15 protein-coding genes and 1 tRNA gene are annotated in these 11266 nt (G+C 63.6%); 10 read left to right on the plus strand and 6 right to left on the minus strand.

Annotated elements, in window-relative coordinates:
• The 3 genes from AC5JJ6_RS11290 to AC5JJ6_RS11300 form a co-directional block, all read left to right on the plus strand.
• Positions 1-237: hypothetical protein (locus AC5JJ6_RS11290; protein ID WP_496042122.1), on the plus strand; the 237-nt coding region annotated here is incomplete at its 5' end.
• Between the two features lie 45 nt (positions 238-282).
• Positions 283-1305 (plus strand): ABC transporter ATP-binding protein, encoded by a 1023-nt coding sequence (locus tag AC5JJ6_RS11295; protein ID WP_496042123.1) that lies wholly within the window; start codon positions 283-285, stop codon positions 1303-1305.
• Positions 1302-2351, plus strand: coding sequence for an alpha/beta hydrolase (locus AC5JJ6_RS11300; protein WP_496042124.1), 1050 nt, complete (start codon positions 1302-1304; stop codon positions 2349-2351). Before AC5JJ6_RS11295 ends, AC5JJ6_RS11300 begins: the two co-directional genes overlap by 4 nt.
• A gap of 148 nt (positions 2352-2499) precedes the next feature.
• Here AC5JJ6_RS11300 and AC5JJ6_RS11305 read toward each other — a convergent pair whose 3' ends face one another.
• Positions 2500-2643: a hypothetical protein gene (locus AC5JJ6_RS11305; protein WP_496042125.1), complete on the minus strand. Its 144-nt coding sequence runs from the start codon at positions 2641-2643 to the stop codon at positions 2500-2502.
• On the opposite strand from AC5JJ6_RS11305, the gene AC5JJ6_RS11310 reads away from it, so the two are divergent.
• From AC5JJ6_RS11310 to AC5JJ6_RS11325, 4 genes are all read left to right on the plus strand, one after another.
• Positions 2642-2860: a hypothetical protein gene (locus AC5JJ6_RS11310; RefSeq protein WP_496042126.1), complete on the plus strand. Its 219-nt coding sequence runs from the start codon at positions 2642-2644 to the stop codon at positions 2858-2860. The two genes, AC5JJ6_RS11305 and AC5JJ6_RS11310, sit on opposite strands and share 2 nt — an antisense overlap.
• A 96-nt stretch (positions 2861-2956) precedes the next feature.
• Positions 2957-3463 carry a hypothetical protein gene (locus tag AC5JJ6_RS11315; protein WP_496042127.1) on the plus strand — a complete coding sequence of 169 codons (507 nt, stop codon included), beginning with the start codon at positions 2957-2959 and terminating at the stop codon, positions 3461-3463.
• Between the two features lie 189 nt (positions 3464-3652).
• Positions 3653-4129, plus strand: a complete 477-nt coding sequence (locus AC5JJ6_RS11320) for a hypothetical protein (RefSeq protein ID WP_496042128.1) — start codon at positions 3653-3655, stop codon at positions 4127-4129.
• A gap of 109 nt (positions 4130-4238) precedes the next feature.
• On the plus strand, positions 4239-4847 hold the full coding sequence (locus tag AC5JJ6_RS11325) for a phosphatase PAP2 family protein (protein ID WP_496042129.1): 609 nt from the start codon (positions 4239-4241) through the stop codon (positions 4845-4847).
• On the opposite strand, the gene greB is transcribed toward AC5JJ6_RS11325, so the two are convergent.
• Positions 4844-5404, minus strand: a complete 561-nt coding sequence (greB, locus tag AC5JJ6_RS11330; protein WP_496042130.1) for a transcription elongation factor GreB — start codon at positions 5402-5404, stop codon at positions 4844-4846. The genes AC5JJ6_RS11325 and greB overlap by 4 nt on opposite strands.
• 143 nt (positions 5405-5547) lie before the next feature.
• Here greB and AC5JJ6_RS11335 point away from each other — a divergent pair, with 143 nt between their 5' ends.
• Entirely contained in the window at positions 5548-6744 is a 1197-nt protein-coding gene (locus tag AC5JJ6_RS11335) for an MFS transporter (RefSeq protein ID WP_496042131.1), read from the plus strand.
• Positions 6745-6750: 6 nt separating this feature from the next.
• On the opposite strand, the gene sodC is transcribed toward AC5JJ6_RS11335, so the two are convergent.
• The 3 genes from sodC to AC5JJ6_RS11350 form a co-directional block, all read right to left on the minus strand.
• Positions 6751-7278, minus strand: coding sequence for a superoxide dismutase [Cu-Zn] SodC (sodC, locus tag AC5JJ6_RS11340; RefSeq protein WP_496042132.1), 528 nt, complete (start codon positions 7276-7278; stop codon positions 6751-6753).
• Between the two features lie 161 nt (positions 7279-7439).
• Positions 7440-8690, minus strand: a complete 1251-nt coding sequence (locus AC5JJ6_RS11345) for a YeeE/YedE family protein (protein ID WP_496042133.1) — start codon at positions 8688-8690, stop codon at positions 7440-7442.
• 174 nt (positions 8691-8864) lie between these two features.
• Positions 8865-9977: a patatin-like phospholipase family protein gene (locus tag AC5JJ6_RS11350; protein ID WP_496042134.1), complete on the minus strand. Its 1113-nt coding sequence runs from the start codon at positions 9975-9977 to the stop codon at positions 8865-8867.
• Positions 9978-10030: 53 nt separating this feature from the next.
• Between AC5JJ6_RS11350 and AC5JJ6_RS11355 the strand changes: the two genes are divergently transcribed.
• Positions 10031-10186 carry a hypothetical protein gene (locus AC5JJ6_RS11355; protein WP_496042135.1) on the plus strand — a complete coding sequence of 52 codons (156 nt, stop codon included), beginning with the start codon at positions 10031-10033 and terminating at the stop codon, positions 10184-10186.
• Positions 10177-10253, plus strand: a tRNA-Arg gene (locus AC5JJ6_RS11360). The genes AC5JJ6_RS11355 and AC5JJ6_RS11360 overlap by 10 nt, the downstream gene beginning before the upstream one ends.
• A 247-nt stretch (positions 10254-10500) precedes the next feature.
• Here AC5JJ6_RS11360 and AC5JJ6_RS11365 read toward each other — a convergent pair.
• The coding region (locus AC5JJ6_RS11365) for an AMP-binding enzyme (RefSeq protein ID WP_496042136.1) at positions 10501-11266 on the minus strand (766 nt) is incomplete at its 5' end.

Here is an 11266-nt window from a genome sequence, read left to right on the forward strand (position 1 = left end):
GACCAGCGGATGGCCGAGCGCGCCGCCGCCGCCGTCGCAGCCCACAGTTTCCGTTTCCACCTGAATTGTTTCTGTCGGCTGCATTACCTATTTCCCTGTCTTGAGAGTCATGCCTCGCGCCGCAACGGCGTTCCGGCATGTCTTGCCGGCCGTCCGGATGATACAAGACGGCGCGGCCTGATCAACGCGATTGTTGGCGCCCGCGTGGTGGTGCCGCAGCAAGCGCTCAACCCATGAGGCGAAAGCCTTGATGGAAGCCCTGTCGAGAAGAACCTGTCGAATATGACCGCCCATTCCTCCACTCCCGCTCCCGCCATAGCCACCACGCCTCTGCCGGCCCAGGCGGTCGAGGTCAGGGGCCTTACCAAGACCTACAAGGCGGCGGGCCGGGCGCCCGCCAAGGAAGCGCTGAAGGGCATCGATCTCGCCATCCCGCGCGGATCGCTGTTCGGTCTGCTCGGTCCCAACGGGGCCGGCAAATCGACGCTGATCAACATCCTGGCCGGCCTGGTCAACAAAACAGGCGGCGAGGCCCGGATCTGGGGCCGTGACATCGACCGGGAAGCGCGGGCGTCGCGCGCCGCCATCGGCGTGGTGCCGCAGGAACTGAACATCGATCCCTTCTTCACCCCCCGCGAGTTGCTCAACCTGCAAGCCGGCCTCTACGGCGTGCCGAAGTCCGAACGGATCACCGAAGACCTGCTGAAGGCGGTCGGCCTTCAGGACAAGGCGGACGCCTATGCCCGCACCCTGTCCGGCGGGATGCGGCGTCGGCTGATGGTCGCCAAGGCGATGGTGCACTCCCCGCCGGTGCTGGTGCTGGACGAACCGACCGCCGGCGTCGATATCGAACTGCGCGAGATGCTGTGGGAACAGGTCCGCATGCTCAACAAGGCCGGAACCACGGTGCTGCTGACCACCCATTACCTTCAGGAAGCGCAGGAGTTGTGCGATACGATCGCGATCATCAACCATGGTCAGGTGGTGGCGATGGACAGCACGAGTGCGTTGCTGCGCCGGCTGGACAGCAAGGCGCTGGTCTTCCATCTGGAACGCGACCTGACGGCGGTGCCGGAAGGGCTTGGCCGCTGGCAGGCCGAATTGCCGGACCCGAAACGGCTGGTGGTGCGCTATAAGCCGAGCCGGACGCGCGTCGGCGACGTATTGGCGGCTGTCCAGGCGACCGGCCTCGCCATCCAGGACCTCAGCACCGAGGAAGCCGACCTGGAGGATATCTTCCTGCAGCTGACGCGCGGCTCGCATGCAGCGGAGGCAGGGGATCCGGCTTTGATGGCGGCGCGATGAAGCTGGTGCGGCGTGCCGTGGGCCGTGCGGCATACCTGCTCGCGCTGGGAATGCTCCTGCTTCTGCCGGGCGGCTGCGCCGCCACCTTCCAGCCGATGGGGCCGATGACCCAAGCCGCGCATTTGACGTTGGATACGGTCGTGACGCCCGATGGGGCGGGACTTCCGCTTCGCTCCTGGCTTCCCGAGGATGGCGTTCCGGTCCATGCCGTCGTTCTGGCGCTGCATGGCTTCAACGACTACTCCAACGCCTTTCAGGCGACCGGGCGCTATTTCGCGGCGCACGGTATCGCGACCTATGCCTATGACCAGCGGGGGTTCGGCGCCACGGTGCGGCCCGGCATATGGCCGACCGACGACACCCTGATCGCCGACTTGCACACGGTCGCCTCGCTGGTGCGCGGACGGCATCCGGGCGCTCCCTTCTACCTGCTGGGCGAGAGCATGGGTGGAGCGGTCACGATGAGCGCGCTGGCCAGCCCGACGCCCGCAGGGTTCGAGCCTCTTGCCCCGGCCGGAGTCATCCTGTCGGCTCCGGCCGTATGGGACAGGGATTCGCTGACGACGCTCCAGCGTGCGGCCCTCTGGGTCAGCTATCATACGGTCCCCTGGCTCCGGCTGACCGCACCCCGCGAGTTGAGGATCAGGCCGTCCGACAACATCGAGATGCTGCGGGCGCTGAGCCGCGATCCCCTGGTCATCAAGGGCACCCGCGTCGACGCGGTCGAGGGACTGGTGCAGCTGATGAGCCGGGCAGCATCCAGCGCCGCGTCCTTGCCGGTGCCCGCCCTGGTGCTTTACGGCAGGAACGAGCAGGTGATCCCCAAGGCGCCGATCGAAAAAGCGCTGGCCGCCCTTCCCCGGACCCTGCCGGACGGCAAGGGCAGGGTGACGGTCGGGATCTACGACCAGGGCTACCACATGCTGATGCGCGACCTGAATGGCGAGATCGTCCTGCGCGACATGGTCTCCTGGATCGAGAACCCGACGGCCCCACTGGCGAGCGGCGCCGACGAAAGATCATGGATGGAGATGGCGGGAGGGTGAAGGTTCGTTCAAGGGGAAATTGACTGCACCCTTTCGACACGTCACGCGTAGAGATCCATGAGCAGGAAAAGCATTTCATGGGCGATCAGGCAAAGCTTTGATTCTGAGGCTAAATTCAGCATTGCGTGAATCATGGACAAGTAATCGATTAAATTTTTATTGTTGCACCGATAGGGCTGGAACGATATCGTTTTTGCCAGCCCGGGTGACTGAATTCCGTCAATTCAGGCATCCATTCATCAGCGTTCGTCACGCTGATCGCAGGGAAACAGAAAGCAACATAGCCGGTCATGGACGAAAACGCCTTTTTTCAGATGGTCGCGGAGGAATGTGCCGCTGCCGCCTATGGCCCTGTGATGGATGCTCCCATAGAGCCATCTACCAACGGTTCTTCCGCAGAATTGCGGTCGTATCTGCGGCAGTTGGATGACGAAGACTTCCTGAATTCTGAAGCAAATGCCTTGATTGCGGATCTTACGGCGGTGCTCCCGGCAGCCCCACATAAGTAGAGCTTTCTCAGCATCATGCCGGTACCACTCCAGGAGCAGCAGCAACTCGCAGTTCGACGCGTAGATCCTTTGATGTCGACTGAGCAAGTCCGCGACATGCGTCGAACCTTCAACCTGTTCGACAGAGCATTGGACGGGTATAAGCACCTTATCGTTGTTCCCCGCAGCATCAGAAATGAAGCGGCCAAACACGCAGTGCGCTATCACCTGGCGCATCTGCGTATGTTCAATATCGAGCAGACAGAAGTCGATCCTTACAAAGCCGCAACTTGGTACGGCTACTTTATCTGGGAGCACATGCGCGACAAGGATCGCGTTCCTCTCGTCGTGACAATTCACGTTCTGAACCATCTCCTTCGGAAAGAGCCTAAGAAGATCGGATTGGACGATTTTGTCATCAAACAGATCGTAGCTTTCGCGAAGAACCATGAGGGATCGGCGCATATCGGCTCCCCTATCGGAACGGAGCCGGATGGGACTGAGGACAGGTGTTGCAAGCACCGTGACGGAAACGAAGATCACGCCATAGGCAAGGTCGGGATCTATACCGCTTTCACGGCGGCGCGTCGCGTACTGGAGCTTTACAATCCCCATCGGGACTGACTGCCGAGACCGCGATTTTTTCCGCTTCATTCGGATATCTCACGTGCTCGATCCTAAACGGCCTTCGTAGGGCGCGGGGCATAGGGTGTATGCCTGGGACCGAGAGCGGCATACTGCGTTATGTGACCGGACATCCAGTCCGCCATCCATAATCAAGACCGCCGTTCCGATATCCGAGAGGCAAGAAGCATGTCCGCGACCGCTTATCCGACCGCCAACCGAAACCTCTGGAGCCTCGTCGCCGGCTTTGTCGCTGGTTTCCTCGGCGTCCTCATCTTCCATCAGCTCATGCTGGGGCTGTTGCACCTGATCGGCCTGACCGCTGGCCAGCCCTACGCAATGCGCGCCATTCCGCCGCTCGGGATTCCGGCGTTCCTGTCCGCCGCCTTCTGGGGCGGGGTCTGGGGCATCGTGTTCGCGCTGGTGCATCACCGCTTTCCGCGTGGGACGGCGTACTGGGTGGCCGCGTTCCTGTTCGGCGCCATCTTTCCGACGCTGGTCGCGTGGTTCGTGGTCCTGCCGATGAAAGGCATGCCGGCCGGTAACGGGTGGCAGCCGGCGGGCATGCTGACGGGAATCCTCGTCAACGGCGCCTGGGGTATCGGCACCGCGTTCTTCCTGCATCGCTTGCCCGGAGTTTTGGGCGCTTCTCGCAGGGATATCTGACGGTTCCGTATTTTCCGCCGTCCTATCCGATGTGCAGTTGCGAAATTGACCGTTTTTCAAGAAATTTGCTGCTATCCGTACAGCCTGAACAGGCAAAATGATCGACTTGATGCAAACGATTACCAGCTTGGGCGACTCGGGCCTGCTTTTGCCCGCGTCGCTCTGCATTCTGGCCTACCTGCTGTACAAGGGCGCGCATTCGGTGGCGCTGATCTGGGCCGCCGTTCTTGCGGTAGGGCTCGGCACGACTTTGGTGGCCAAGCTCGGCTTCCATGCCTGCGGTGTGGAGATCGGTCTTCCGGATGTCCGCAGTCCAAGCGGCCATACAGCGTTCGGCGCCATCTTCTTCGGCTGTGCCGGTCTTCTGGCCGGTTTCGGCCGGCCAAAATGGCAACGTATCGCCATACTCGGCGGTGCCGTCACCCTGATCCTGCTGATAGCGGTCAGCCGCGTGACGCTTCGTGCCCATACGCCGGAGGAAGTCGTCGGCGGTCTCGTGATCGGCGGACTCTCCGTCGCTTTCTTCGCCTGGGCTCATGCCCGCGCCAAGCCGCCGGAAATCAGGCTTCGGCCTGTCGTCGTCGCCTTCGCGGCGCTCGTGGTCCTGCTGAACGGCCACAGCCTCAACGCCGAACCGCTGATCCGCGACATCGCCTACAAGCTGCGCTCGACCATGAACGTCTGCACGCCGTCTCCGGATCGGACGGCGCTCGACTAGGTCGCAGCCGCTTCCGGGTAGCGGATATCGACCACTTCCAGCGAATCGACCCCGGCCGGCGTCCTGACTTCGACCACGTCGCCGACTTCCGCCTTCAGCAGGGCGCGGGCGACTGGTGAAATCCAGCTTATCTTTCCCTGGGAAAGGTCGGCCTCGTCGATGCCGACGATGGTCACCGTCTTCTCCTCGTCGCGGTCGTTGGCATAGGTGACGGTAGCGCCGAAGAAGACGCGGTCGCGGTTTTTCTGCAAGGTCGGATCGACGACCTCGGCGCTTTCCATCCGCTTGGTCAGGAAGCGGATGCGGCGGTCGATCTCGCGCAGGCGCTTCTTGCCATATATGTAATCGCCGTTCTCGGACCGGTCGCCGTTGCCCGCCGCCCAGGAGACGACTTCGACCACCTTGGGCCGCTCCACCCGCATCAGCTGCTTGAACTCGTCCTGAAGGTCGCGGAAGCCCTTCGGCGTCATGTAGTTCTTCTTGCCGGCCGGCTGGACTTCCGGCTCGTCCGGCAGGTCTTCCTCGGTGTCGCTTTCGCGGACGAAGGCTTTGCTCATCTTTTGGCGCTTTTCGCTGTAAGGTCCCGGCTCGATCGATGTCAGGCTTGTCCTGAACGCCTCACCGATGCAAGCGGCTTCTACCGAACGTCACGGCCGCTGGCCAAGCCGCACCGTGGAAGAAAGATATCGAAAGGGAAGCCATGCGGGCAACCATCACGCGGGTTTTGGTCGGGCGCGGTCTGCGGTCGGTTGCCGACGGGTTCGTAGCGCTTCTGCTGCCGGTCCATCTTGGACGGCTGGGGTACGGCGCCCTGGATGTCGGACTGCTCGCCACGGTCACCCTGCTCGGCTCCGCGCTGCTGACCCTGGCGCTGGGCTATGCCGGCCACCGCATAAGGCTTCGGCAAGGACTGCTTGGCGCCGCCCTGCTGATGACGGCAACCGGCCTCTGCTTTGCCGGGTTCGACGCCTTCTGGCCGCTGCTGCTGGTGGCTTTCGTCGGCACGGTCAACCCGTCCAGCGGCGACGTCAGCGTTTTCCTGCCGCTCGAGCACACGTTGATCGCGCAACTGGCGCCCGACCGAGAGCGGACCGCCATCTTCGCCCGCTATAGTCTGGTAGGCTCGGTCGGCACGGCGCTCGGCGCGCTTGCCGCCGGCGGACTGGAATGGCTCGACCGGCTGGTGCCGCCCGGCACGGCGACCCAGGCGATGTTCCTGGTCTATGCCGCCATCGGTGTCGCCACGTGGTGGCTCTATTCCGGTTTGCCCGATGTCCGGCCGCCGGCCGAGCATAGGACCGTCAGGCTGGGACCGTCGCGCCGCCGGGTCTATGGCTTGGCGGCGCTGTTCTCGGTCGATTCGTTCGGTGGCGGCTTCGTCGTCAACTCGATGCTGGCGCTATGGCTGTTCGAGCGGTTCGGCCTGTCGATAGCCACCACGGGAACCATCTTCTTCGCGACCGGCCTGTGCTCCGCCGTCTCCTATCTGATCGCCGTGCCGCTGTCGCGGCGGTTCGGATTGATCAACACCATGGTTTTCACCCATATGCCGTCGAGCGTGCTTCTGATCCTGGCGGCGCTGGCGCCCGATCTGTCGCTGGCCGTAGGTTTCCTGGTGGTGCGCAGCCTGCTGTCCCAGATGGACGTGCCGACGCGGTCGTCTTATGTGATGGCGATCGTGGAACCTGCCGAACGGCCCGCGGCAGCCAGCCTTACGGCGGTGCCGCGCAGCTTGGCCGCGGCGATGTCGCCCGCCCTTGCCGGCTGGATGCTTGGCGCCACGACCTTCGGCTGGCCGCTGATCTGCGCCGGGGTGCTGAAGATCGGCTACGATCTGGCGCTTCTCCGGCAGTTTCGCGCGGTGCGTCCGCCGGAGGAGGTTGCCGGAGGGGAGTGACCGAGGCTACTTGACGATGCCGCAGGCAATACGGCCGGCGCCGCCGCCCAGCGGTTTCGGCTCGTCGGAATAGTTATCCCCGCCTTCGTGGATCATCAGGGCGCGCCCCTGGACATCCTTGAGCGTCAAGCGTGGGGCCGCGACGGGCTGGTTGGCGACGCCCGATGCATTGACGACCAGCGCCGGCAGGTCGCCCAGATGCCCCGCTCCCTGCGGACCCAGATGCTTGCCGGAGCTTGCGGGATCGAGATGGCCGCCGGCGGCGAATCCGGCTGCCGTCTGCCCGTTGTTCTGCCCCGGTCCGCAATTCGGGTTCTGGTGAACGTGGAAGCCGCGCGGGCCGGGCGGCAGACCTTTCAGGTCGGGTTCCAGCACGATGCCCTGGGAAGTCTCCCGGATCGTGACGGTCCCGATCGGCTGGCCCGTCCCGTCCTTGCTGATAAGGTTCATGGTAGCCGTCGCCGTCGTTGCGGCGTGCAGCGGCGTCGATGCCAGAAAAGCGGCCGAGGCCGCTATGAACATGCATTTTCTCATCGCTGAATCTCCTCCCAAGTTAGTCTGCCCAAACTAGTCTGCCCGAAGTCGGCTGCCTGTTCGAGGCGCCCCGAGACGTTAATCGCGAGAGTTCGAGTACGCAACTCACCCTCTCGCGTGTTGGAAAGAGACCTGATTGGGGATTGAAGCCGCTGCGCCCATCAGCACGCCGTCTGGCGCGGCGTCCGTTCGACGGCCAGGCCGAACAGGGGGCGCAAGCCCGTGCCGATCCAGTTGCCGGCCAACGCCGCGACGATCCAGACCCAGCCATGCAGGCTACCCGATGCGATTCCGCTGAAATAGGCGCCAATGTTGCAGCCGAAGGCCAGACGCGATCCGTAACCCAGCATCAGTCCGCCGACCAATGCCGCAATGAACGACTTCAACGGCAATCGCCAGCCGGGAGCGAAGCGGCCGGCCAAGCCGGCGGCCAGCAGCGCTCCCAGGATGATCCCGAAATCCATGACCGACGTGACGTCGGCCATGACGCTCTCCCCAAGGGCCTTGGCATTTCCCGGCTGCTGCCAGAAGGGCCAGGATGCGACATCGACGCCTCCGGCCATCAAGGCTTTGCTGCCCCACAGGGCGAAGGCCGACGTGATGCCCCAGGGACGTCCGGCGAGAGCCAGCGTCGCGAAGTTCAGCAGCGCCAGGGCGATGGCACCCCAGAGCATAGGCCAGGGACCCCGCAGAAAGCGCCCGATACCGGCCCGCGTGGCGTCGGTCCCGGCGGCAACGAGGCGACCGTGCCTGCGCTTCTCCAGAACGGCGCTCAGCCCAGCTATGCCGGCGAAAACGGCGAGGCTCAAGCCCAGTGCCGCCTGCCAGCCGAAGCTTTCGACCAGGGATATGGGCGCCAGGGACGGCAGCGTCTGCCACCACGGCAGGTTATAGGCCCCGAGCACGGATCCGGCGATGAAGGCCGCCAGGGTGACCACCATGCGGGTGTTTCCGCCGCCCACGGTGAAGAGCGTTCCGGACGCGCAGCCGCCGCCCAACTGCATGCCGATGCCGAACAGGAAGGCGCCGACGACGACCGATGTGCCGACCGGGGCTATCAGTCCTTTCACCGGCTGCCCGAACAGGCTGCCGTCGGCCAGTACGGGAAAGAACAGCACGCAGGCGATCGCCAGCATCAGCATCTGAGCCCGCAGCCCCGCGCCGCGCCGGTCGGCGATCAATACCCGAAAGGCGGAGGTGAAGCCGAACGACGCGTGATACAGGGTCAGTCCCAGGAGACCGCCGACCAGAAACAAGGCGGCCTGGATCGGACTGATGGCATCGGCCAGCCACAGCGCACCGGCGCCGAGCAGTGCTGCCGCAACCAGGGCGGCGCCGTTGTTCCGGGTGGAGTTCGGACCGCGGGCAGTGAGCGAGCGGCCGGAAGAAGTGGAGACGGACAGGTCGGTCATTCGGGACCCTATATTTGAACACGATCAACGTGTTAATTATTCGGAATGTCAGTCACGGAAAATGTGATTATATCGGCAGAAATGAAAGAGGCGAAAAGCAGCCATGCGCCGAACGAGGACCGTATCGGGCGCATAGCTGATGGGATAGCTGACCGCCGCACAGCTGGTATAGGGTCAGGCGACCTTGTTCGGGGCCAGCGCCGTTTCCCCATCGGATCCGGCTTCGGCCGATTCTCCGGCAGCTTCCCGGTCCGGGCAGATGTAATCGAACCTGCCCTTCGAAGTCGGCGGCAGGCGCAGCGATTTCAGCCCGTTCGCCATGTCGCGCTGGCCGGCGGCCCAGCGGTCGCGGATCGACGACGGTGAGAAGTCCAAGCTCTTTCCAGCGATCTCATGCCGTGCAGCTTGATAAGCCAGGTGGAGAAGCCGTACCGAAGGACCGTTCGGATCCTGCTTCTCCAGCAGCTCGAACTCCCTTCTGAGAGAAGCGATGCTGCGCCGCGTAGCGCTGGAGAACACGATGTCCTGGGTACGTTCGAGCACGGCATCGAGGGACTTGGGCCGATGGTTGCGCAGGCTGAACAGATCGACCGCGATGCAGGTCAGGTCCTCCTGAAGCGGCTCCTTGAAGACATAGTCCAAGGGGAGATTGTTGGCGTAGCCGGGGTCGCATAGCAGCCGGCCGCCGATCTCGACCGGCGGAAAAGCCGGAGTGATGGCGGCGCTTGCCATGATGTGCTCTGGCCCGATCCTGTCGCGGACAGTGTCGAAAAATGCTTCCTCACCGCTTTCCAGATCGACGCAGACCAGTGAAAACCTGACATCGCCGTTATTGAGGCGGTCGAAGTCGACCAAGCGCTCCAGTGTCATGCGCAGCGGCGCCGTATCGTAGAGAGCGGTGTCGTTGGGGACCCAGGGGAGCGCAGACCACAATCCTGGATAACGGTGCCGGAAAATGCCGGGACGGCCGAACACCGCAGACAGCGTCATATTCAGGCCGTTGTAGATCTGGCGCGGCTTCAGGCCGAAGGACGAGGGCATCGGGAACGTCGGCAGCATCGCCTCGTTCCAGAGGCGGGACAGTTGCTCCATCCTCCGTTCCGGCGCGTTGCCCGCAAGGATCGCCCCCGTGACGGCGCCGATGGAAGCGCCTATGATCCAGTCCGGCCGAATGTTCTGCTCGTCCAGCTGCTCATAGGCGCCGGCAAGATAGGCTCCGAGCGCATTGCCACCGCCCAGCACAAGCGCGATATCCGTTTTTCTTCCGGAAACGGAGGAAGTTACCATGAAGCGAGCCCCGGTTGTTTCGTACTGGTGCGAAATGCCTTCGCACTTGCGAGATGGACAGCCACAGCAACAGCGTCAAGCTCGGGTCGTTCCGCAGGGGCGTCCACCGGGGCTTCCGAAGCGCTGGCGACACGAAAACCCGTGCCACCAAGGCATTGCGCATCGTCTTTCCTTACGCTATGGTCCACCTCGTGTCGCTGGACCCGTAGCTCAGCTGGATAGAGCGCTGCCCTCCGAAGGCAGAGGTCGTACGTTCGAATCGTATCGGGTCCGCCACCTTTTCAGGCGCTTAGCGCCGGCCTCTGCAGGGCCAATAATCTCCAGTTACCACACAGCTACCATATCTAAGCGGCATAGTCGCTCGATCTTGGCACATCGTCCGCTCACGAAGGACAGACGGCCCATGCTGGCAGAATTGCTTTCCTTGAAAGCTTTATCGTAACGACAATCCCCTCCGCCGCATCCGGAACGAAAAAGGGGAGCCCAGCGGCTCCCCTTCTCCAATTTCGGTCTCCGCGACGGATCAGCCGCGGTTCATGCGGCTATCGACCAGATCGTTCACCACGCCGGGATCGGCCAGCGTGGAGGTGTCGCCCAGGGCGTCGTGCTCGTTCGCGGCGATCTTGCGCAGGATGCGGCGCATGATCTTGCCGGAGCGGGTCTTCGGCAATCCTGGAGCCCACTGGATCAGGTCCGGCGAGGCGATCGGGCCGATTTCCTTGCGGACCCAGGTCACCAGCTCCTTGCGCAGCTCTTCCGTCGGATCGATGCCGGTGTTGAGCGTCACATAGGCGTAGATGCCCTGGCCCTTGAGGTCGTGCGGGTAACCGACCACGGCGGCCTCGGCGACCTTCGGGTGGGCGACCAGCGCGCTTTCGATCTCGGCGGTGCCCATCCGGTGACCGGACACGTTGATGACGTCGTCGACGCGGCCGGTGATCCAGTAGTAGCCGTCCTCGTCACGGCGGCAGCCGTCGCCCGTGAAGTACTTGCCTTCGAAAGTTGCGAAGTAGGTCTGGACGAACCGGGCATGATCGCCGAAAACCGAACGCATCTGGCCGGGCCAGCTATCGGCCATGCACAGGTTGCCTTCGGTCGGACCTTCCAGCAACTTGCCGTCGTTATCGACCACGACCGGCTGCACGCCGAAGAACGGCAGGGTGGCCGAACCGGGCTTGGCGGTGGTGGCGCCGGGCAGCGGGCTGATCAGGATGCCGCCGGTTTCCGTCTGCCAGAAGGTGTCCACGATCGGGCAGCGGCCTTCGCCGACCACGCTGTTGTACCACAGC

The sequence above is a fragment of the Skermanella sp. genome, from assembly GCF_059503625.1.

Coding starts and splice junctions, on each gene's coding strand:
- AC5JJ6_RS11305 (WP_496042125.1), bottom strand. CDS start 2,643: ATGACCGGCTATGTTGCTTTCTGTTTCCCTGCGATCAGCGTGACGAAC.
- AC5JJ6_RS11310 (WP_496042126.1), top strand. CDS start 2,642: ATGGACGAAAACGCCTTTTTTCAGATGGTCGCGGAGGAATGTGCCGCT.
- sodC (WP_496042132.1), bottom strand. CDS start 7,278: ATGAGAAAATGCATGTTCATAGCGGCCTCGGCCGCTTTTCTGGCATCG.
- AC5JJ6_RS11355 (WP_496042135.1), top strand. CDS start 10,031: ATGGACAGCCACAGCAACAGCGTCAAGCTCGGGTCGTTCCGCAGGGGC.
- AC5JJ6_RS11335 (WP_496042131.1), top strand. CDS start 5,548: ATGCGGGCAACCATCACGCGGGTTTTGGTCGGGCGCGGTCTGCGGTCG.
- AC5JJ6_RS11315 (WP_496042127.1), top strand. CDS start 2,957: ATGCGTCGAACCTTCAACCTGTTCGACAGAGCATTGGACGGGTATAAG.
- AC5JJ6_RS11345 (WP_496042133.1), bottom strand. CDS start 8,690: ATGACCGACCTGTCCGTCTCCACTTCTTCCGGCCGCTCGCTCACTGCC.
- AC5JJ6_RS11295 (WP_496042123.1), top strand. CDS start 283: ATGACCGCCCATTCCTCCACTCCCGCTCCCGCCATAGCCACCACGCCT.
- AC5JJ6_RS11300 (WP_496042124.1), top strand. CDS start 1,302: ATGAAGCTGGTGCGGCGTGCCGTGGGCCGTGCGGCATACCTGCTCGCG.
- AC5JJ6_RS11320 (WP_496042128.1), top strand. CDS start 3,653: ATGTCCGCGACCGCTTATCCGACCGCCAACCGAAACCTCTGGAGCCTC.
- AC5JJ6_RS11350 (WP_496042134.1), bottom strand. CDS start 9,977: ATGGTAACTTCCTCCGTTTCCGGAAGAAAAACGGATATCGCGCTTGTG.
- AC5JJ6_RS11325 (WP_496042129.1), top strand. CDS start 4,239: ATGCAAACGATTACCAGCTTGGGCGACTCGGGCCTGCTTTTGCCCGCG.
- greB (WP_496042130.1), bottom strand. CDS start 5,404: ATGAGCAAAGCCTTCGTCCGCGAAAGCGACACCGAGGAAGACCTGCCG.